The sequence below is a fragment of the Pseudomonas sp. BW7P1 genome (assembly GCF_024981055.1).
Lineage (GTDB): Bacteria > Pseudomonadota > Gammaproteobacteria > Pseudomonadales > Pseudomonadaceae > Aquipseudomonas > Aquipseudomonas bananamidigenes.
Genome location: NZ_CP103374.1, coordinates 1,443,770 through 1,463,407, shown reverse-complemented (window position 1 = coordinate 1,463,407; position 19,638 = coordinate 1,443,770). Strand labels below are relative to the sequence as shown.

Annotated in this window: 16 protein-coding genes; 1 reads left to right on the top strand and 15 read right to left on the bottom strand. The window is 59.4% G+C overall.

Annotated elements, in window-relative coordinates; all coding sequences use genetic code 11:
• The first annotated feature begins 71 nt into the window (after positions 1 to 71).
• Positions 72 to 968: a LysR substrate-binding domain-containing protein gene (locus NWV16_RS06450; RefSeq protein WP_260522394.1), complete on the top strand. Its 897-nt coding sequence runs from the start codon at positions 72 to 74 to the stop codon at positions 966 to 968.
• Here NWV16_RS06450 and ispD read toward each other — a convergent pair.
• The 15 genes from ispD to bamA form a co-directional block, all read right to left on the bottom strand.
• A complete protein-coding gene (gene ispD / locus NWV16_RS06445; protein WP_260522393.1) occupies positions 965 to 1,672 on the bottom strand; it encodes a 2-C-methyl-D-erythritol 4-phosphate cytidylyltransferase in 708 nt (235 codons plus the stop codon). The two genes, NWV16_RS06450 and ispD, sit on opposite strands and share 4 nt — an antisense overlap.
• Entirely contained in the window at positions 1,669 to 1,947 is a 279-nt protein-coding gene (ftsB, locus tag NWV16_RS06440) for a cell division protein FtsB (RefSeq protein WP_003222158.1), read from the bottom strand. The genes ispD and ftsB overlap by 4 nt, the downstream gene beginning before the upstream one ends.
• Before the next feature lie 171 nt (positions 1,948 to 2,118).
• Positions 2,119 to 3,408 carry a phosphopyruvate hydratase gene (eno, locus tag NWV16_RS06435; RefSeq protein WP_065259204.1) on the bottom strand — a complete coding sequence of 430 codons (1,290 nt, stop codon included), beginning with the start codon at positions 3,406 to 3,408 and terminating at the stop codon, positions 2,119 to 2,121.
• Between the two features lie 156 nt (positions 3,409 to 3,564).
• On the bottom strand, positions 3,565 to 4,410 hold the full coding sequence (kdsA, locus tag NWV16_RS06430) for a 3-deoxy-8-phosphooctulonate synthase (protein WP_260522392.1): 846 nt from the start codon (positions 4,408 to 4,410) through the stop codon (positions 3,565 to 3,567).
• A gap of 4 nt (positions 4,411 to 4,414) precedes the next feature.
• Complete coding sequence (locus tag NWV16_RS06425; protein ID WP_260522391.1) at positions 4,415 to 6,046, bottom strand: CTP synthase; 1,632 nt, start codon at positions 6,044 to 6,046, stop codon at positions 4,415 to 4,417.
• Positions 6,047 to 6,320: 274 nt separating this feature from the next.
• A complete protein-coding gene (tilS, locus tag NWV16_RS06420) occupies positions 6,321 to 7,649 on the bottom strand; it encodes a tRNA lysidine(34) synthetase TilS (RefSeq protein WP_260522390.1) in 1,329 nt (442 codons plus the stop codon).
• 146 nt (positions 7,650 to 7,795) lie between these two features.
• Positions 7,796 to 8,743 (bottom strand): acetyl-CoA carboxylase carboxyltransferase subunit alpha, encoded by a 948-nt coding sequence (locus NWV16_RS06415; protein WP_260522389.1) that lies wholly within the window; start codon positions 8,741 to 8,743, stop codon positions 7,796 to 7,798.
• Positions 8,744 to 8,883: 140 nt separating this feature from the next.
• Positions 8,884 to 12,405, bottom strand: coding sequence for a DNA polymerase III subunit alpha (gene dnaE / locus NWV16_RS06410; protein ID WP_260522388.1), 3,522 nt, complete (start codon positions 12,403 to 12,405; stop codon positions 8,884 to 8,886).
• 76 nt (positions 12,406 to 12,481) lie between these two features.
• On the bottom strand, positions 12,482 to 13,108 hold the full coding sequence (gene rnhB, locus NWV16_RS06405) for a ribonuclease HII (RefSeq protein ID WP_260523488.1): 627 nt from the start codon (positions 13,106 to 13,108) through the stop codon (positions 12,482 to 12,484).
• An 11-nt stretch (positions 13,109 to 13,119) separates the two neighbouring features.
• Entirely contained in the window at positions 13,120 to 14,250 is a 1,131-nt protein-coding gene (lpxB, locus tag NWV16_RS06400) for a lipid-A-disaccharide synthase (RefSeq protein ID WP_409519333.1), read from the bottom strand.
• Between the two features lie 2 nt (positions 14,251 to 14,252).
• Complete coding sequence (gene lpxA / locus NWV16_RS06395) at positions 14,253 to 15,029, bottom strand: acyl-ACP--UDP-N-acetylglucosamine O-acyltransferase (protein WP_065259196.1); 777 nt, start codon at positions 15,027 to 15,029, stop codon at positions 14,253 to 14,255.
• Positions 15,026 to 15,466: a 3-hydroxyacyl-ACP dehydratase FabZ gene (gene fabZ / locus NWV16_RS06390; protein ID WP_003222142.1), complete on the bottom strand. Its 441-nt coding sequence runs from the start codon at positions 15,464 to 15,466 to the stop codon at positions 15,026 to 15,028. The genes lpxA and fabZ overlap by 4 nt, the downstream gene beginning before the upstream one ends.
• A gap of 106 nt (positions 15,467 to 15,572) precedes the next feature.
• Positions 15,573 to 16,628, bottom strand: a complete 1,056-nt coding sequence (gene lpxD, locus NWV16_RS06385) for a UDP-3-O-(3-hydroxymyristoyl)glucosamine N-acyltransferase (RefSeq protein ID WP_260522387.1) — start codon at positions 16,626 to 16,628, stop codon at positions 15,573 to 15,575.
• 3 nt (positions 16,629 to 16,631) lie between these two features.
• Entirely contained in the window at positions 16,632 to 17,135 is a 504-nt protein-coding gene (locus NWV16_RS06380; RefSeq protein WP_065259194.1) for an OmpH family outer membrane protein, read from the bottom strand.
• 45 nt (positions 17,136 to 17,180) lie between these two features.
• A complete protein-coding gene (bamA, locus tag NWV16_RS06375) occupies positions 17,181 to 19,568 on the bottom strand; it encodes an outer membrane protein assembly factor BamA (protein WP_260522386.1) in 2,388 nt (795 codons plus the stop codon).
• Positions 19,569 to 19,638 lie beyond the last annotated feature (70 nt).

The window sequence follows — 19,638 nt, the reverse complement described above, 5'->3', positions numbered from 1 at the left end:
TGTAGTTCAGCGTCGATTGATGAATAATCCGGACAAAAGCAAAACATTATTGCCATACAGGGATAATCCAGGTGTCCGAAAACCGTTGGGAAGGCATCGACGAGTTCGTCGCCGTTGCCGAATGCAGTCAGTTCACCGCCGCTGCCGAGCGCCTGGGCGTTTCTTCCTCACATATCAGCCGTCAAATAGTGCGGCTGGAAGAGCGTTTGCAGACGCGCCTGCTGTACCGAAGCACCCGCAGAGTGACGCTGACGGAGGCCGGCCAGACCTTTCTGCAACATTGTCAGCGTCTGCAGGACGGACGCGAAGAAGCGTTGCGCGCGGTCGGCGACTTGACCAGCGAACCCAAAGGCATGCTGCGCATGACCTGTGCCGTGGCGTATGGCGAGCGTTTTATCGTGCCGCTGGTGACCCGGTTCATGGGGCACTACCCACAACTGCGCATCGATATCGAGCTGACCAACCGGCAACTCGATCTGGTTCATGAAGGGCTGGATCTGGCGATCCGTCTCGGGCGTCTTCAGGACTCCCGACTGGTGGCGACACGGCTGGCACCACGACGCATGTATCTTTGCGCGTCGCCGTCCTACCTCGAACGGTACGGTCGGCCACACAGTTTGTCGGAATTGAGCCGACACAACTGCCTGATCGGCAGCTCGGATATCTGGCAGTTGGAGCAGAACGGGCGGGAATTTTCCCAGCGGGTACAGGGAAACTGGCGTTGCAACAGTGGGCAAGCGGTGCTGGATGCGGCACTACAAGGCGTCGGTCTGTGTCAGCTGCCGGATTATTACGTGCTGGAGCATCTGCACAGCGGCGCGTTGATTTCGCTGCTGGAGGCGCATCAACCGCCGAATACGGCGGTGTGGGCGTTGTATCCACAACAACGGCACTTGTCGCCGAAGGTGCGCAAGCTGGTGGATTTCCTCAAGGAAGGTCTGGCCGAACAGCCGGAGTATCGGATTTAACGACGGTTGGCCCAGCGCTGGCGCAACCATTCCAGGTCTTCCGGGCGGGTGACTTTCAGGTTATCCGCACGGCCCTCGATCAGACGCGGCGCCATGCCGGCCCACTCCATCGCCGAGGCTTCATCGGTGATGACCGCATCGGCGACCAGACTGTCTGCCAATGCGCGGTGCAGTGCGCCGAGGCGGAACATCTGCGGCGTGTAGGCCTGCCAGATCACGCTGCGGTCCACGGTTTCGACCACACGACCGTGCTTGTCGACCCGCTTCAGGGTGTCGCGCGCTGGCACGGCCAGCAGTCCGCCCACTGAATCGTCGGCAAGTGCTGCAAGTAACTTGTCCAGATCGTCACGGCTCAGATTGGGCCGTGCCGCATCATGCACCAGCACCCAATCCTCATCATCGGCACCTTGCGCGTGCAAATGCAGCAAGGCGTTGAGCACCGAACCGGAACGCTCGGCGCCGCCATCGACCCGTTGAATTCGCGGATCGCTGGCGCTGGCCAGGCTAGGCCAATAAGGATCATCGACAGCCAGACTGACCACCAGTCCCTTGAGGCTCGGGTGATCGAGGAAACAGCCGAGGCTGTGTTCGAGAATTGTGCGCCCGCCCAGTTGCAGGTATTGCTTGGGACGGTCCGCAGCCATACGGGCACCGACGCCCGCGGCAGGAATCACGGCCCAGAAGGCCGGCAGGGAATCGATCATTGGGCCAACTGGTAAAGGGTTTCGCCGTCCTTGACCATGCCCAGTTCGTGACGAGCCCGCTCTTCAACGGTCTCCATGCCTTTCTTCAATTCGCTGACCTCAGCGTCCATCACCCGGTTGCGCTCCAGCAGGGCTTCGTTCTCGGCGTGTTGATCAGCGATCTGCTGATTCAGTTCGGCAACTTGCGCCAGACTGCCATTGCCCACCCACAGGCGGTATTGCAAACCGGCCAGCAGCAAGAGCAAGACGAGAAACAACCAGTAAGGACTGCGCATCGAATATCAGGTATCCAGTGAAAAAAGACAGCCACGCAAAAACTTTGAAGCATCTGATAGCACGAAGCCTGGAATATCCAGGCTTGTGCATATAAGGCATCAGATTAGTGGCAAATCCATCGCTGTCACGACTTTTCCGACACAATCCGGTGTCTTTCTATCATTTACTGCTCAGCCGCGAAACTCGGAGCGACCGTTGTACTTGGCCTTGCCATTCAACTGCTCTTCGATACGCAGCAGTTGGTTGTACTTGGAAACGCGGTCGGAACGGCACAGCGAGCCGGTCTTGATCTGGCCGGCCGAGGTGCCCACGGCCAGGTCGGCGATGGTCGAATCTTCGGTTTCGCCCGAGCGGTGCGAGATCACGGCAGTGTAACCGGCAGCCTTGGCCATCTGGATGGCTTCCAGGGTTTCGGTCAGGGAGCCGATCTGGTTGAACTTGATCAGGATCGAGTTGGCGATCTTCTTGTCGATGCCTTCTTTCAGGATCCTGGTGTTGGTCACGAACAGGTCGTCGCCGACCAGTTGCACCTTGTCGCCGATCTTGTCGGTGAGGATCTTCCAGCCAGCCCAGTCGGACTCGTCCAGACCGTCTTCGATGGAGATGATCGGGAAGCGCTCGGTCAGACCTTTCAGGTAGTCGGCGAAACCTTCGGCGTCGAAAGACTTGCCTTCGCCGGACAGGTTGTACTTGCCGTCTTCGAAGAACTCACTGGCAGCGCAGTCCAGGGCCAGGGTCACGTCGGTGCCCAGCTTGTAGCCAGCGTTGGCGACAGCTTCGGCGATGGCCGACAGGGCGTCTTCGTTGGACGACAGGTTAGGCGCGAAACCACCTTCGTCACCCACGGCGGTGTTCAGGCCACGAGCCTTCAGAACAGCTTTCAGGTGATGGAAAATCTCGGTGCCCATGCGCAGACCTTCCGAGAAAGTCTTGGCGCCGACCGGCTGAACCATGAATTCCTGGATGTCGACGTTGTTGTCGGCGTGTTCGCCACCGTTGATGATGTTCATCATCGGAACCGGCATCGAGTACACACCCGGGGTGCCGTTCAGGTTGGCGATGTGTGCGTACAGCGGCAGATCCTGATCCTGTGCAGCTGCCTTGGCCGCGGCCAGGGAAACGGCGAGGATGGCGTTGGCGCCCAGGTTCGCCTTGTTTTCGGTACCGTCGAGCTTGATCATCGCGTGATCCAGGGCTTTCTGGTCGCTTGGGTCGGTGCCCAGCAGCAGATCGCGGATCGGACCGTTGATGTTGGCTACCGCCTTGAGCACGCCCTTGCCCAGGTAACGGCTCTTGTCGCCATCACGCAGCTCGAGCGCTTCACGCGAGCCAGTGGATGCACCGGACGGCGCGCAGGCGCTGCCGATGATGCCGTTGTCGAGAAGCACGTCCGCTTCCACGGTGGGATTGCCACGGGAGTCGAGAACTTCACGACCTTTGATGTCGACGATTTTTGCCATTGTTGTAAACACTCCAAAGTTGACGAAAACGACGCAGCTAGAGGAAATCTTTTGACCGTCGGCAAGTGGTTTACAGCGGGCAGCTTGCAGACGACAACGCTCATGCCCGAGGGCATGAGCGACAAATCGTGCGGTACTTTACCGGAGAATTGAGGTTTACGCGGTTTCTACCGTCGGAAAACTCTTCACCAGTTCGTCCAGGGCTTTGAGCTGGGCCAGGAATGGCTCCAGTTTGTCCAGACGCAAGGCGCAAGGGCCGTCGCATTTGGCGTTGTCCGGATCCGGGTGTGCTTCGAGGAAAAGACCCGCCAGCGACTGGCTCATGCCTGCCTTGGCCAGGTCGGTGACCTGGGCGCGACGACCGCCGGCGGAGTCGGAACGACCGCCAGGCATTTGCAGCGAATGGGTCACGTCGAAGAATACCGGGTACTCGAACTTCTTCATGATGCCGAAGCCGAGCATGTCGACCACGAGGTTGTTGTAGCCGAAGCTCGAACCCCGCTCGCAGAGGATCAATTGATCATTACCCGCTTCCACGCACTTGTTCAGGATGTGCTTCATTTCCTGAGGTGCGAGGAACTGGGCTTTCTTGATGTTGATCACCGCACCGGTTTTCGCCATCGCCACGACCAGATCGGTCTGACGCGACAGGAAGGCCGGCAGCTGGATGATGTCGCAGACTTCAGCGACGACCGCGGCCTGGTCAGGCTCGTGGACGTCGGTGATGATCGGTACGCCGAAGGCTTGTTTGATGTCCTGGAAGATGCGCATGCCCTCTTCCAGGCCAGGACCGCGATAGGAGGTCACAGAAGAACGGTTGGCCTTGTCGAAACTGGCCTTGAACACGTAAGGGATACCGAGCTTCTCGGTGACCTTCACATACTCTTCGCAAACCTGCATGGCCATGTCACGGCTTTCCAGCACGTTCATGCCGCCGAACAGCACCATGGGTTTGTCGTTGGCAATCTCGATGTCGCCGACGCGGATGATCTTCTGTGCCATCGGGTTACGCCTTCTTCTGGTGTTGAGCCAACGCTGCTTTCACGAAACCGCTGAACAGCGGGTGACCGTCACGTGGCGTCGAGGTGAATTCCGGGTGGAACTGGCAAGCGACGAACCATGGATGATCCGGGGCCTCGACCACTTCAACCAGCGCTGCATCGGAAGAACGACCGGAAATCTTCAGGCCTGCCTCGATGATCTGCGGCAGCAGGTTGTTGTTCACTTCGTAACGGTGACGGTGACGCTCGACAATCACATCCTTGCCGTAGCAGTCGTGAACCTTGGAGCCGGCTTCGAGCAGGCACTCCTGAGCGCCGAGGCGCATGGTGCCGCCCAGATCGGACGCTTCGGTACGGACCTCGACGGCACCGGTGGCGTCTGCCCACTCGGTGATCAGACCCACGACCGGATGACCGCTGGCGCGATCGAATTCGGTGGAGTTGGCGTCTTTCCAGCCCAGCACGTTACGGGCGAATTCGATGACCGCCACTTGCATGCCCAGGCAGATACCCAGGTACGGAACCTTGTTTTCGCGAGCGTACTGAACGGCAGTGATCTTGCCTTCCACGCCGCGCAGACCGAAGCCGCCCGGTACGAGGATCGCGTCGGCACCTTCCAGCAGCGCAGTGCCCTGGTTCTCGATGTCTTCGGAATCGATGTAACGCAGGTTGACCTTGGTGCGGTTGGTGATGCCGGCATGACTCATCGCTTCGATCAGCGACTTGTAGGCATCCAGCAATTCCATGTACTTGCCGACCATCGCGATGGTGACTTCGTGCTCCGGATTGAGCTTGGCATCAACGACCTTTTCCCATTCGGACAGGTCGGCGCCATTGCATTGCAGACCGAAACGCTCGACGACGAAGTCATCCAGACCCTGGGCGTGCAGCACGGCCGGAATCTTGTAGATGGTGTCGACGTCTTCCAGAGAGATCACCGCACGCTCTTCAACGTTGGTGAACAGCGCGATCTTGCGACGCGACGACACGTCCACCGGATGATCGGAGCGGCAGATCAGCACGTCCGGCTGCAGGCCGATCGAACGCAGTTCTTTCACGGAGTGCTGGGTCGGTTTGGTCTTGGTCTCGCCAGCGGTGGCGATGTACGGAACCAGGGTCAGGTGCATCAGCATCGCGCGCTTGGAACCGACTTCCACACGCAGTTGACGGATGGCTTCGAGGAACGGTTGCGACTCGATGTCGCCAACGGTACCGCCGATTTCCACCAGTGCCACGTCGGCATCGCCGGCACCCTTGATGATGCGACGCTTGATTTCGTCGGTGATGTGCGGAATCACCTGGATGGTTGCACCCAGGTAGTCACCACGGCGCTCTTTGCGCAGCACGTGCTCGTAGACACGGCCGGTGGTGAAGTTGTTGTTCTGGGTCATGGTCGTGCGGATGAACCGCTCGTAGTGACCCAGGTCCAGGTCGGTCTCGGCGCCGTCGTGGGTGACGAACACTTCACCGTGCTGGAACGGGCTCATGGTGCCCGGATCGACGTTGATATACGGATCCAGCTTCAGCATGGTGACCTTAAGCCCCCGCGCCTCCAGGATGGCCGCCAATGAAGCCGATGCAATGCCTTTCCCCAAAGAAGAAACAACACCGCCCGTGACGAATATGTAGCGCGTCATGAAAAACCCTAGAAGTCTGCGTTAAAGCGGTCCGAGCCGCCGGGGAAAGCGAAGGAAGGCCGAAGCCCCCGATCACCTGCATTAATCACAGTGCACCTTTCAAAAAAACCGCCGCGTTGGGACAGACCGGAAGTGAAAACACCGGTACGTTGCTCGCTACACATTTTTTGGAATCGCCCAGCAAAGACTGCTTGGTAATCGGCAACTCCTGCAATTCAGGCGAATCCACAGAAGTTGTATCAAGAAGGGAGCGTAGTCTACCGGAATGCCCCCTTCATCTCAAACCTTGATCTTCGTCCGAAGGCTGCCAATGCAAACGCCAGCCTTCCCGCGCATTGCCATCGAGCCCCGGCAGGTTCGCCACGGCAAGCAATTGTTCACCGCGAAACAGCAGCGGCAATCTGCCACGCATGAAGCCAGGCACCGCGCGCTCATTGAGCAGACGCTTGAGATCACGATGACCGCGATCCGCCAGATGCATCACCTCACCGCCCTGCCGATAGCGGATTTGCAACGCCCCGACAGGCGTCTGACCGCTGAACATGACACGTCCGTTATCGGGCAAGCGTAGCGCCAGTGACGGCTCGTGCCAGTCGCCGCAGACCACCGGGCTGAGCAACCATTGCCCACTGAGCCACCACAGGCGACCGGCACTTCGGTGCAACGCTCCATCCGCCAGACGCCAGACCGGAGCGGCATCGTTACCGGCATCCCGCAGATCGCTCCAACCCGACCAGTGGTCGGTATCCGGCAGCCGGGTCAGCGGCTCAAGCCAGTGACTGAGTGCATTTCGCTGGCGCGCATCGGACAAACCCGCAATGGCTGCAAATTCCAGTGATGGCAACCCCGACCAGTCGAATGCACCGGGCACGCTCGCCTGAGCCATATCGATCTGCGCCAGCTCATCGAGCAAACCCTGCGCCTCGCGCAAGTGCGCCGCACTGCGGGCCATGCTGACGTGAGCCTGCGGCCAGCGACCGGTCAACAATGGCATGACCTGATGACGCAAGTAATTGCGCGAGAACTGTCGATCCTGATTGGACGGATCCTCGATCCAGCGCAATCCCTGTTCCCGGGCGTACGCCTCCACTTCGGAACGCGGGATGTCGAGCAACGGCCGAACCAGACTGCCCTGCCCCAAGGCTCGTTGCGCCGGCATGCCGGACAGCCCGCGCACGCCGGCGCCTCGCAGTAATCGGAACAGCAGCGTTTCAGCCTGATCGTCGCAATGCTGGCCGGTCAGCAACACATCATTAGTCTGAATCGCTGCACTGAATGCCGCGTAACGGGCATCCCGCGCCAAACGCTCGAGACTGGCGCCTTTTTGCACAGTCACGTGAACGACCTGCAATGGAATGCCCAAGCTGTCACAGACAGCCAGGCAATGCGCCGGCCACGCATCAGCCACAGCCTGAAGGCCGTGATGGACATGGATGGCGCTTAGCGCCGGGAGGGATTCGGTTTTGGCGAGCGTTGCCAGAAGGTGCAGCAGAACGGTGGAGTCGAGTCCGCCGGAGAAAGCAATGCGCCAATGGTCAGCACCGAGCCAGGGCTTGAGATTGCGCAAAAGCCTGGAAGGCAAATCAATCGAGGGCTGACCCATTTTTCTACCTGTTCACAAACCAAATGTGGGAGCGGGCTTGCTTGCGAATACGGTGAAACAGCCAACACAGTTGTTGAATGTTACATCGCATTCGCGGGCAAGCCCGCTCCCACAGTGTTTTGCATCGATGGCCGAAACGGCTCGGCTTAGAGACCGTAGCTCATCAGACGATCGTAACGACGCTTGAGCAGCGTTTCGTTGTCGAACTTCTTCAGCATTTCCAGCTGCGAGTTCAGCTCGGCCCGAATCGAAGCTGCGGCGGCAGCCGGATCGCGGTGAGCGCCGCCCAGCGGCTCGCTGATCACTTTGTCCACGATGCCCAGGCCTTTCAGGCGCTCGGCCGTGATACCCATGGCCTCAGCGGCATCCGCCGCCTTTTCTGCGGTTTTCCACAGAATCGAAGCACAGCCTTCCGGCGAGATCACCGAGTAGGTCGAGTACTGCAGCATGTTCAACTGATCGCAGACGCCGATCGCCAGCGCACCGCCGGAACCACCCTCACCGATCACGGTGGCGATGATCGGGGTTTTCAGGCGGGCCATGACGCGCAGGTTCCAGGCAATCGCTTCGCTCTGGTTGCGCTCTTCTGCGTCGATGCCCGGGTAGGCACCCGGGGTGTCGATGAAGGTCAGGATCGGCATTTTGAAGCGTTCGGCCATTTCCATCAGGCGGCAGGCCTTGCGGTAGCCTTCTGGACGCGGCATGCCGAAGTTGCGGCGGACCTTCTCGCGGACTTCGCGGCCCTTCTGGTGACCGATCACCATCACTGGCTGGTCTTCCAGACGTGCCACGCCCCCCACGATGGCCGCGTCGTCGGAGAAGTGGCGGTCACCGTGCAGTTCGTCGAACTCGGTGAAGATGTGCTCGATGTAGTCCAGGGTATATGGACGTTTCGGGTGACGCGCCAGACGTGCGATCTGCCAGCTGGTCAGCTTGCCGAAAATGTCTTCGGTCAGCGTCTTGCTCTTGTCCTGCAGGCGGGAGATCTCATCGCCAATATTCAGCGAATTGTCATTACCGACCAAGCGCAACTCTTCGATCTTGGCTTGCAGGTCGGCGATCGGCTGTTCGAAATCCAGGAAATTCGGGTTCATAGGCGTCCGTCTTGGGGCGTGTCCCAAATGAGCTTGGGGCCGGCCGGTTGTCTATTCGCGCCCTACCTTAAGGGAGAGGCGCGCTGAGGTCGAGATTAAAAATTCAGGTTGCGGGCAGGCGGTCTGATCTCACCTGCCGGTCAACGGTATTGGAGGAAGACGTTGTCTCGCCCGAACTGGTCACGCAGGGCTTGAATCAAGGCATCCGCCGGATCGATCCGCCAGGTTTCTCCAAATTGCAGCAAAGTCTTCGCATCGGGACTGGTGTACTCCATGGTAATCGGGCACGCCCCGCGATGACGCTTGAGCAAATCACCCAACCAGCGTAGCTGATCGCCCTTCAGATCCTGGGTCTGCAATTTCAGACGCAGGCTTTCGGCCAGGTTGGTGCGTGCGTCTTCCATGCTCATGACCCGCTTGACCCGCAGCCGCAGGCCACCGGAGAAGTCGTCGTTGCTGACCTCGCCTTCGACCACCACCATCGCGTCGGTCTGCAACAGCGATTGCGCGGAGTGGAAGGCGTCGGCAAACAGCGACGCCTCGATCCTGCCGGAGCGGTCGTCGAGGGTGATGAAGCCCATCTTGTCGCCTTTCTTGTTCTTCATCACCCGCAGGGCAATGATCATCCCCGCCACGGTCTGGGTATCCCGGGCCGGCTTCAGGTCAATGATGCGCTGACGGGCAAACCGGCGGATCTCACCTTCGTATTCGTCGATCGGATGGCCGGTCAGGTACAGGCCAAGGGTGTCCTTTTCGCCCTTGAGGCGTTCCTTGAGGGTCAGTTCCTTGGCCTTGCGATGCAGCGCGTAAACGTCTGCGTCTTCCTCGACGAACAACCCGCCAAACAGGTCGGCATGACCACTGTCCCGAGTGCGCGCAGTCTGTTCGGCCGACTTGATGGCTTCTTCCATCGCCGCCAGCAACACCGCGCGATTGCGGTCGATATTGGCCTGATAAGCCTTTTGCTCGTCATGAAAGAACGGACCGAGGCGATCCAGCGCGCCGCTGCGGATCAGACCGTCCAGCGTGCGTTTGTTGATGCGTTTGAGGTCGACACGGGCGCAGAAGTCGAACAGATCCTTGAACGGACCTTCCTGACGCGCCTCGGTGATCGCTTCCACCGGGCCTTCGCCGACGCCTTTGATCGCGCCCAGGCCATACACGATGCGGCCCTCGTCGTTCACCGTGAACTTGAACTCCGAAGTGTTCACGTCCGGCGCGTCGAGGCGCAGCTTCATCGTGCGCACCTCTTCGATCAAGGTCACGACCTTGTCGGTGTTGTGCATATCCGCCGACAGTACCGCGGCCATGAACGGCGCCGGGTAGTGAGCCTTCAGCCAGGCGGTCTGGTACGAGACGAGGCCGTAGGCGGCAGAGTGAGACTTGTTGAAGCCGTAACCGGCGAATTTCTCTACCAGGTCGAAAATGTTACCGGCCAGATCCGCGTCGATGTTGTTCTTCGCGCACCCCTCGATGAAACCGCCCCGTTGCTTGGCCATTTCCTCGGGTTTCTTTTTACCCATCGCCCGACGCAGCATGTCCGCACCACCGAGGGTGTAGCCGGCCATGACCTGAGCGATCTGCATCACCTGTTCCTGATACAGGATGATGCCGTACGTCGGCGCCAGTACGGGCTGCAAGCCTTCGTACTGGTAGTCCGGGTGCGGATACGCGAGTTCCGCGCGACCGTGCTTGCGGTTGATGAAGTCGTCCACCATGCCGGACTGCAGAGGGCCCGGGCGGAACAGTGCCACCAGTGCGATAAGGTCTTCGAGGCAGTCGGGCTTGAGCTTTTTGATCAGCTCTTTCATGCCGCGGGATTCGAGCTGGAACACCGCGGTGGTTTCAGCCTTTTGCAGCAACTGATAGGTCGGTTTGTCATCCAGCGGGATGAACGCGATGTCCAGTGGCGGCTCGTTGACCTTGGCGCGGTCACGGTTGATGGTTTTCAGCGCCCAGTCGATGATCGTCAGGGTCCGCAGACCGAGGAAGTCGAACTTCACCAGACCGGCCGCCTCGACGTCGTCCTTGTCGAACTGGGTCACCAGACCGTCACCGGCCTCATCGCAATAGATCGGCGAGAAGTCGGTCAGCTTGGTCGGCGCGATCACCACGCCACCGGCGTGCTTGCCGACGTTTCGCACCACGCCTTCGAGCTTGCGCGCCATCTCCCAGATTTCCGCCGCTTCTTCATCGACCTTGATGAAGTCGCGCAGGATTTCTTCCTGCTCGTAGGCCTTTTCCAGGGTCATGCCGACTTCGAACGGAATCATCTTCGACAGTCGATCGGCCAGGCCGAAGGATTTGCCCTGAGCCCGGGCCACGTCCCGCACCACAGCCTTGGCCGCCATGGAACCGAAGGTGATGATCTGGCTTACCGCATTGCGGCCGTACTTTTCGGCCACATAGTCGATCACCCGGTCGCGACCGTCCATGCAGAAGTCGACGTCGAAGTCGGGCATGGAAACCCGTTCCGGGTTGAGGAAACGTTCGAACAGCAGGTCATATTCCAGCGGGTCAAGGTCGGTGATCTTCTGCACATAGGCCACCAGCGATCCGGCACCCGATCCCCGGCCCGGCCCCACCGGCACGCCGTTGTTCTTGGCCCACTGGATAAAGTCCATCACGATCAGGAAGTAACCGGGGAAGCCCATCTGGATGATGATATCCAGCTCGAAATTCAGCCGGTCGACATAGACCTGACGCTTGGCCTCATAGTCTTCGGTGGTCTCCCTGGGCAGCAGAACCGCCAGACGCTCTTCCAGGCCGTCGAACGACACCTTGCGGAAGTACTCGTCGATGGTCATGCCATCGGGAATCGGATAATCGGGCAGGAAGTGCTTGCCCAGCTTCACGTCGATGTTGCAGCGCTTGGCGATCTCGACGGTGTTTTCCACCGCATCCGGCAAGTCGCTGAAGAGCTCGGCCATTTCCTCGGCGCTTTTCAGGTACTGCTGGTCGCTGTAGTTCTTCGAACGGCGCGGATCGTCGAGGGCCCGGCCTTCACCGATGCAGACGCGGGTTTCGTGAGCTTCGAAGTCTTCCTGCTTGATGAAGCGCACATCGTTGGTGGCGACCAGCGGTGCTCCGAGCTTCTCGGCCAGAGCCACGGCGCCGTGCAGTTGTTCTTCGTCGTTGGGACGATTGGTGCGCTGGACTTCCAGATAGAAGCGATCCGGGAACACCGACATCCACTCGCGGGTCAGGGCCTCGGCCTCGGCGGGGTTGCCACCGATCAACGCCATGCCGATCTCGCCCTCTTTCGCAGCGGACAGCATGATCAGGCCTTCATTGGCTTCGGCCACCCAATCGCGCTCGACAATGATCATGCCGTTGCGCTGACCCTCGATGAAGCCCCGGGAAATCAGTTCGGTCAGATTGCGATAGCCCTGGGCATTCATGACCAGCAGGCTGATCCGGCTCAATGGCCCGTCCGGATCCTTGTTCGACAGCCAGAGGTCGGCGCCGCAGATCGGCTTGATCCCCGCAGCCATGGTGTTTTTATAGAACTTGACCAGCGAACACATGTTGTTCTGGTCGGTAACCGCAACCGCCGGCATGCCCATGCCGGTCAGGGCCTTGACCAGCGGTTTGATCCGCACCAGGCCGTCGATCAGGGAGTATTCAGTGTGCAGGCGTAGATGAACGAATGAAGCCGGCATAGTGATCCTGTCCAGTTACATAGAGACAACAAGGCCCGGATTGTACCGGGCCCGGAATAAAACATCAGCCTCGCCGCTAGACCGGCGCGAGACCTTCCAGCGCTTCCCAGGCCTGCCGGACCGGGGCGAACGAGCGCCGGTGAATCGGCGTCGGCCCCAGGCGTGCCAGCGCTTCCAGATGAACGGGCGTCGGATAGCCCTTGTGACCACCGATACCGTAACCCGGATAGATCAATTCAAACGCCGCCATCTCGCGGTCACGGCTGACCTTGGCCAGAATCGACGCCGCCGCAATGGCCGGCACCTTGCTGTCGCCCTTGACCACCGCCTCGGAACGCATGGGCAGTTTCGGGCAGCGGTTGCCATCGATCATCGCCAGTTTCGGCTGAATGTGCAGCCCGGCCACCGCGCGCTGCATCGCCAGCATGGTGGCATGCAGAATATTCAGTTCGTCGATCTCTTCGACTTCGGCGCGGGCGATGCACCAGCTCAGCGCCTTTTCGCAGATTTCGTCGTAGAGCTTTTCACGTTTGGCTTCGGTGAGTTTTTTCGAATCATCGAGGCCGAGAATCGGCCGATTGGGATCGAGGATGACCGCCGCCGTGACCACCGCGCCACACAACGGGCCGCGACCGACCTCATCAACACCGGCCACCAGCTCTTCGACTTCGGCAACCAACGTGAAATCCAGGCCCATCTGCATGCTTGTCTTGCTCATCGTGTTTGACCGATCAGGTTCAGAACGGCGTCAGCCGCCTGATTCGAAGCGTCGAGACGCAGGGTGCGGTGGATCTCGTCGAAGCCGCGGGTCTGCTCCTCCCCACCGTCGATCAACGGCGCCAGGGTCTGGGCGAGCGACTCGACCGTCGCATCATCCTGCAACAACTCCGGCACCAGCAAGCGCTGGGCCAGCAGGTTCGGCAAGGAAACGTATGGACTCTTGACCATGCGTTTGAGAATCCAGAACGTCAGCGGTGCAAGCCGATAGGCCACCACCATCGGGCGTTTGTACAGCAATGCTTCGAGCGTGGCGGTACCGGACGCGATCAGAACCGCGTTACACGCTGCCAGCGCCAGATGGGACTTGCCGTTGAGCAGGGTCACCGGCAGATCACGACCGACCAACAGTTCTTCGAGCTGGGCTCGACGCTCGGGGTTGGCACATGGAATGACGAAGCGCAAACCCGGACGCATGGCGCGCAGGCGTTCGGCGGTATCGAGAAAAAGCGCCCCCAGACGACTGACTTCGCCGCCCCGGCTGCCCGGCATCAGGGCAACCAGCGGACCGTCCGGCAGCCCCAGTTCGGCCCGCGCGGCGGTGCGGTCGGCTTCCAGTGGAATGGTATCGGCCAGCGTATGACCGACAAACCGCACCGGTACGCCCTTCTCTTCGTAAAACTTCGCTTCGAACGGCAACAGCGTAAGCATCAGGTCGCAGCCTTCGCGGATCTTCAGCACCCGCTTCTGCCGCCACGCCCATACCGACGGACTGACGTAATGCACGGTCTTGATCCCGGCCTGACGCAGCTTGAGTTCGATATTGAGGTTGAAATCCGGGGCATCGATGCCGATGAAGGCGTCCGGTTTTTCGGCGATCAACGTGGCGATCAGATCCTTGCGACGCTTGAGCAATTCACGCAGCCGCCCAAGAACCTCCACCAGCCCCATGACCGACAGGCGCTCCATGGGAAAGTAGGAATTCAGACCTTCGGCCTGCATCAAAGGACCGCCGACGCCGATGAACTCGACCGCCGGATGCTGCGCCTTGAGCGCACGCATCAGACCGGCACCCAGAATATCGCCGGAAGCCTCACCCGCCACCAGCGCTATACGCAGACTGGCCATGATCAGCGGGTGATGCCGCGAGACGACGACTGGATGGAGTCGCGGAATACCGCGACTTCCGGGAACTGAGTGGCAGGTTCCGCCAGCTCGGCCAGCGCCTGCTCGACGGTCAGCCCCTGGCGGTAAACCGTTTTGTAGGCGCGGCGCAGGGCGTGTATGGCATCCTCGCTGAAGCCGCGACGACGCATGCCCTCGAAGTTCATGCTGCGAGCCTCGGCCGGGTTGCCGAATACCGTGACGAACGCCGGAACGTCCTTGCCGATGGCCGTGCCCATGCCGGAAAAGCTGTGGGCACCGATGTGGCAATACTGGTGTACCAGGGTGAACCCAGACAGGATCGCCCAGTCATCAACGTGAACATGGCCGGCCAGTGCGGTGTTGTTGACCAGAATGCAGTGGTTGCCGATGACACTGTCGTGACCGATGTGGGCATAAGCCATGATCAGGTTGTGATCGCCCAGGGTCGTTTCGGAACGGTCCTGGATCGTGCCACGGTGAATGGTCACACCTTCACGGATCACATTGTGGTCGCCGATCACCAGACGGGTATCTTCGCCCTTGTACTTGAGGTCAGGCGTGTCCTCACCTACCGAAGAAAACTGGTAGATGCGGTTGTGCTTGCCGATTCGGGTCGGACCTTTGAGGATCACGTGGGGCCCGATCACTGTTCCCTCGCCGATTTCCACACCTGCGCCGACGATCGACCATGGGCCGACCTCGACACCTTCGGCCAGCACGGCCGAAGGATCGATGATTGCGCGAGGGTCAATCAAACTCATAGCTTGCGTTCCGCACAGATGATTTCAGCGGAGCAGACCGGCTTGCCATCGACCGAAGCCTGGCATTCGAATTTCCAGATCTGGCGTTTGCAGCTGATGAACTTGGCTTCAAGGATCAACTGATCGCCCGGCAGCACCGGCTGACGGAAGCGCAGTTTGTCGGAGCCGACGAAATAGTAGAGGGTGCCATCGGCCGGCTTCACATCGAGCATCTTGAAACCGAGGATCCCGGCAGCCTGAGCCATCGCTTCGATAATCAGCACGCCCGGCATGATCGGATGGGCCGGGAAGTGACCATTGAAGAACGGCTCGTTGATGCTGACATTCTTGTAGGCGCGAATGCGCTTGCCTTCGGTGTCCAGCTCCACTACCCGGTCCACCAGCAGGAACGGGTAACGGTGAGGCAGGTATTCGCGAATCTCGTTGATGTCCATCATTTCGGGGGGAAGCCTATGTAAAGATTGGGAGCGCGACTGATGCGCACTCCTCTAGCAAATCAAGGAGGCAGTCCAGAGGCCGTGCATACTTGATATGGAAATGGTATCAGCCTTCAGATGAAGCATTGCCGCCAGGGGTCACTTCCCCTGCGCGCTTTTCAAGCTGTTTCAAACGCCGTGCAAGATCATCAAGCTGACGGATGCGTGCCGCGCTTTTGCGCCACTCGGCAGCCGGTTGCATGGCTGTACCGGATGAGTAGGCCCCCGGCTCGGTAATCGAGTGAGTCACCATCGTCATCCCGGTCAGGAAAACGTTGTCGCAAATATCGATATGCCCCACCAGGCCGACACCGCCAGCGAGCATGCAGTGCTTGCCGATCTTCGTGCTGCCGGAAATTCCCACACAGGCCGCCATCGCAGTGTGATCGCCAACCTGGACGTTGTGGGCAATCTGAATCTGGTTGTCGAGCTTCACGCCATTGCCGATCACGGTATCAGCCAGGGCGCCGCGGTCGATGGCGGTATTCACGCCAATCTCGACATCGTCGCCGACGGTCACACCACCGATCTGGGCGATCTTCTGCCAGACGCCTTTCTCATTGGCAAAGCCGAAGCCTTCACCGCCAAGCACTGCACCGGACTGGATCACTACACGTTTACCGATGCGTACGTCGTGATACAGCGTCACCCGTGGCGCCAGCCAGCCGCCCTCGCCGATTTCGCTGCGGGCACCGACAACGCAATGCGCACCGAGGGTTACACCAGCCCCGATCCGTGCGCCCGCTTCGATCACCACGAAAGGGCCGATGCTGGCAGTCGGATCAACCACCGCGTCCGGTGCGATGACCGCACTCGGATGAATACCGGCAGCGGATTTTGGTTTCGGATCGAACAGGTGGGAAATACGTGCGTAAGCGAGGTAAGGATCCGGCACCACCAATGCATTACCGGCATAACCTTCGGCATCCGCGGCCTTGAGCAGCAATGCCGCCGCTTGCGAACCTGCCAGGTATTTTCGGTATTGAGGGTTTGCCAGAAAGCTCAACTGAGCTGGGCCAGCCTCCTGCAAGGTGGCCAGCCCAGTAATTTGCTGCTCGGGATCGCCACTCAGGGTGGCGCCGAGGAACTCGGCCAACTGGCCGAGTTTGATAGTCACGGTCATGGGTTACTTCAGCTGGTTCATGCGCTCGATAACCTGGCGCGTGATGTCGTATTGAGGCTTGACGTCGATCACTGCGCCACGCTCGAACACCAGGTCAAAGCCACCTTTCTTGATGACTTCTTCCACTGCGCTATCCAGTTTCGGCTTCAGTTGCTTGAGCATTTCGCGGTCGGCAACGGCTTTCGCTTCGTTCAGCTCCTTGGACTGGAACTGGAAGTCACGGGCCTTTTGCTTGAATTCCAGCTCCAGACGCTCACGCTCGCCCTGCTGCATCTTGTCGCCGCCTGCCATCAGGCGATCCTGAATACCCTTGGCGCTGCTTTCCAGCGTCTTGAGCTTGTTCAACTGCGGACCGAACTTCTTCTCCGCATCCACGGCGTACTTCTTCGCAGCATCGGATTCCAGCAGCGCCATCTGATAGTTCAGAACAGCGATTTTCATGTCGGCGAACGCCGGGCCTGCCACCAGTACGGAGGCCAGGAGAACCAATTGAGTCAACTTACGCACGATGCACTCCTACAAAATCCATTGTCGTTGTCTTGGGTCAGACGCTTAGAACGTCTGGCCGAGGGAGAATTGGAACACTTGAGTTTCAGCGTTATCCGGTTTCTTGATCGGTGTGGCCAACGCGAAGCTCAAAGGTCCCAGTGCGGTAACCCAGGTCACGCCAACACCGACGGAACTGGCCATGTTGCTCAGGCTGATGTCGTTGCATTGAGTGTTGGCCTTTGTACCGTCAGCGTTGCTGGTCGACTTGCAGGTCGAATCGAACACGTTACCGACGTCCCAGAATACCGAGGTACGCAGGGAGCGCTGATCTTTCACGAACGGCAGCGGGAACAGGACTTCAACACCACCCTGGATCAATACGTTGCCACCGAACGGCAGCGGATCCTGGTCCGGGTCGGCAATGGTACCTACGTTACCAGTCTTGTCGAAACCGCGACTCGGGGTACTGCGAGGTCCCAGAGTACTGTCCTTGAAGCCGCGAACCGAGTTGAAACCACCAGCATAGTAGTTTTCATAGAACGGCAAGCCGTCGGTCGAACCGTAACCATCGCCATAACCCAGTTCGGTGTGCAGACGCAGGGTGTAGTTTTCGGTCAGTGGCTGGAACAGCTGGCCACGGTAATCCAGTTTGTAGAACGACAGATCGCTACCAGGAATGGTGGTTTCCAGGGTCAGGCTCTGGGAACGGCCTCGGGTTGGCAGTACGCCCTTGTTCAGGGTCGACTCGGACCAGCCGGCCGACGCCTTGAAGTTCAGGTACTGATCGCCTTCCTGACGGACGAAGTCGAAGATTTCGTCAACGGTGTACTGACCGGTCTTGATCTTGTCCTGCTGAGCGGACAGACCGAAGGTCAGACGCGAAGTCTCGCTGATCGGATAACCGACGTTCACGCCGGCACCCAGGCTGTCTACCGCATAGCTGGCTACGTCGATGTTCAGATCTTTGTAGTCGGTGGTGCGATAGAACGCGTTGTAGCCCAGGCTCACGCCATCGGCGGTCCAGTAGGGGTCAACGTAGCCGAAGTTGTAGCGGCTCTGGTATTCACTGCGGGTCAGGCCGACGCTGACGCGGTTACCGGTACCCAGGAAGTTGTTCTGAGTGATGGAGCCACCGAGAATCAGACCGGCGCTCTGGGCGAAACCGACACTGGCGGTGATCGAACCGGAAGCCTGCTCCTCGACCGCATAGTTCACGTCAACCTGGTCATCGACACCCGGAACGGCCGGGGTCTCGACGTTGACTTCCTTGAAGAAGCCCAGACGCTCGAGACGGGTCTTGGACTGGTCGATCAGGTAGGTCGAAGCCCAGCCACCTTCCATCTGGCGCATTTCACGGCGCAGTACTTCGTCTTCGGACTTGGTATTGCCACGGAAGTTGATGCGGTTGACATAGGCGCGCTTGCCCGGATCGACAGCAAACAGGATGTCCACGGTATGGTCATCGTCGTGCGGCTGCGGAACACCGTTGACGTTGGCGAAGGTATAGCCCTCGTTGCCCAGGCGACGAGTGATCAGTTCCGAAGTGGTGGTCATCAGCTTGCGCGAGAACACCTGGCCTTTCTGCACCAGCAACAGCGACTTGACCTGGTCTTCAGGAACTTTCAGATCGCCACTGAGCTTGACGTCACGAACGGTGTATTTCTCGCCTTCGTTGACGTTGACGGTGATATAGACGTGCTTCTTGTCCGGAGTGATGGAAACCTGGGTCGAAGCGATATCCATGTTGATATAGCCGCGATCCAGATAGTAGGAACGCAGACGCTCCAGGTCACCGGACAGTTTTTCACGGGCGTACTTGTCGTCGTTCTTGAAGAACGACAGCCAGTTGGTGGTTTTCAGTTCGAACAGGTCGACCAGGTCTTCTTCAGGGAAAACCGTGTTGCCGACCACGTTGATGTGCTGGATGGCAGCAACGGCGCCTTCGTTGATCTTCACTTTCAGGCCGACACGGTTACGCGGCTGCGATACCACTTCGGTATCGACGGTGGCCGAGTAACGGCCCTGTGCCACGTACTGACGCTGCAGCTCGTTACGTACGCCTTCGAGGGTCGCACGCTGGAAGATCTCGCCTTCCGCCAGACCGGACTGCTTGAGCCCCTTCATCAGGTCTTCGGTGGAGATCGCCTTGTTGCCTTCGATTTCGATGCTCGCGACCGACGGGCGTTCGACGACCGTGATCACCAGAACATTGCCTTCGCGGCCCAGCTGGATATCTTGAAAGAAACCGGTTTTGAACAACGCACGAGTGGATTCCACCAGGCGACGATCATCCGCCTGCTCGCCGACGTTCAACGGCAAGGCACCAAAAACGCTACCCGCGGAGACCCGCTGGAGGCCATTGACGCGAATATCAGAGATAGTGAAGGACTCGGCGTGAACTTCGGCGATCATCAATGCGGTGAGAACCGCAGTTAGCAGCAGACGTTTCATGAAGTCCTTTCTTATTCCAACTGGCAATAAACAAACTGCCGCAAAATGCGGCAGATTCGCGATTCAGCGA

Excerpts from the sequence above, each read along its gene's own strand:
- ispD (WP_260522393.1), bottom strand. The coding sequence starts at position 1,672 with ATGATCGATTCCCTGCCGGCCTTCTGGGCCGTGATTCCTGCCGCGGGC.
- ftsB (WP_003222158.1), bottom strand. The coding sequence starts at position 1,947 with ATGCGCAGTCCTTACTGGTTGTTTCTCGTCTTGCTCTTGCTGCTGGCC.
- eno (WP_065259204.1), bottom strand. The coding sequence starts at position 3,408 with ATGGCAAAAATCGTCGACATCAAAGGTCGTGAAGTTCTCGACTCCCGT.
- kdsA (WP_260522392.1), bottom strand. The coding sequence starts at position 4,410 with ATGGCACAGAAGATCATCCGCGTCGGCGACATCGAGATTGCCAACGAC.
- NWV16_RS06425 (WP_260522391.1), bottom strand. The coding sequence starts at position 6,046 with ATGACGCGCTACATATTCGTCACGGGCGGTGTTGTTTCTTCTTTGGGG.
- tilS (WP_260522390.1), bottom strand. The coding sequence starts at position 7,649 with ATGGGTCAGCCCTCGATTGATTTGCCTTCCAGGCTTTTGCGCAATCTC.
- NWV16_RS06415 (WP_260522389.1), bottom strand. The coding sequence starts at position 8,743 with ATGAACCCGAATTTCCTGGATTTCGAACAGCCGATCGCCGACCTGCAA.
- dnaE (WP_260522388.1), bottom strand. The coding sequence starts at position 12,405 with ATGCCGGCTTCATTCGTTCATCTACGCCTGCACACTGAATACTCCCTG.
- rnhB (WP_260523488.1), bottom strand. The coding sequence starts at position 13,108 with ATGCAGATGGGCCTGGATTTCACGTTGGTTGCCGAAGTCGAAGAGCTG.
- lpxB (WP_409519333.1), bottom strand. The coding sequence starts at position 14,250 with ATGGCCAGTCTGCGTATAGCGCTGGTGGCGGGTGAGGCTTCCGGCGAT.
- lpxA (WP_065259196.1), bottom strand. The coding sequence starts at position 15,029 with ATGAGTTTGATTGACCCTCGCGCAATCATCGATCCTTCGGCCGTGCTG.
- fabZ (WP_003222142.1), bottom strand. The coding sequence starts at position 15,466 with ATGATGGACATCAACGAGATTCGCGAATACCTGCCTCACCGTTACCCG.
- lpxD (WP_260522387.1), bottom strand. The coding sequence starts at position 16,628 with ATGACCGTGACTATCAAACTCGGCCAGTTGGCCGAGTTCCTCGGCGCC.
- bamA (WP_260522386.1), bottom strand. The coding sequence starts at position 19,568 with ATGAAACGTCTGCTGCTAACTGCGGTTCTCACCGCATTGATGATCGCC.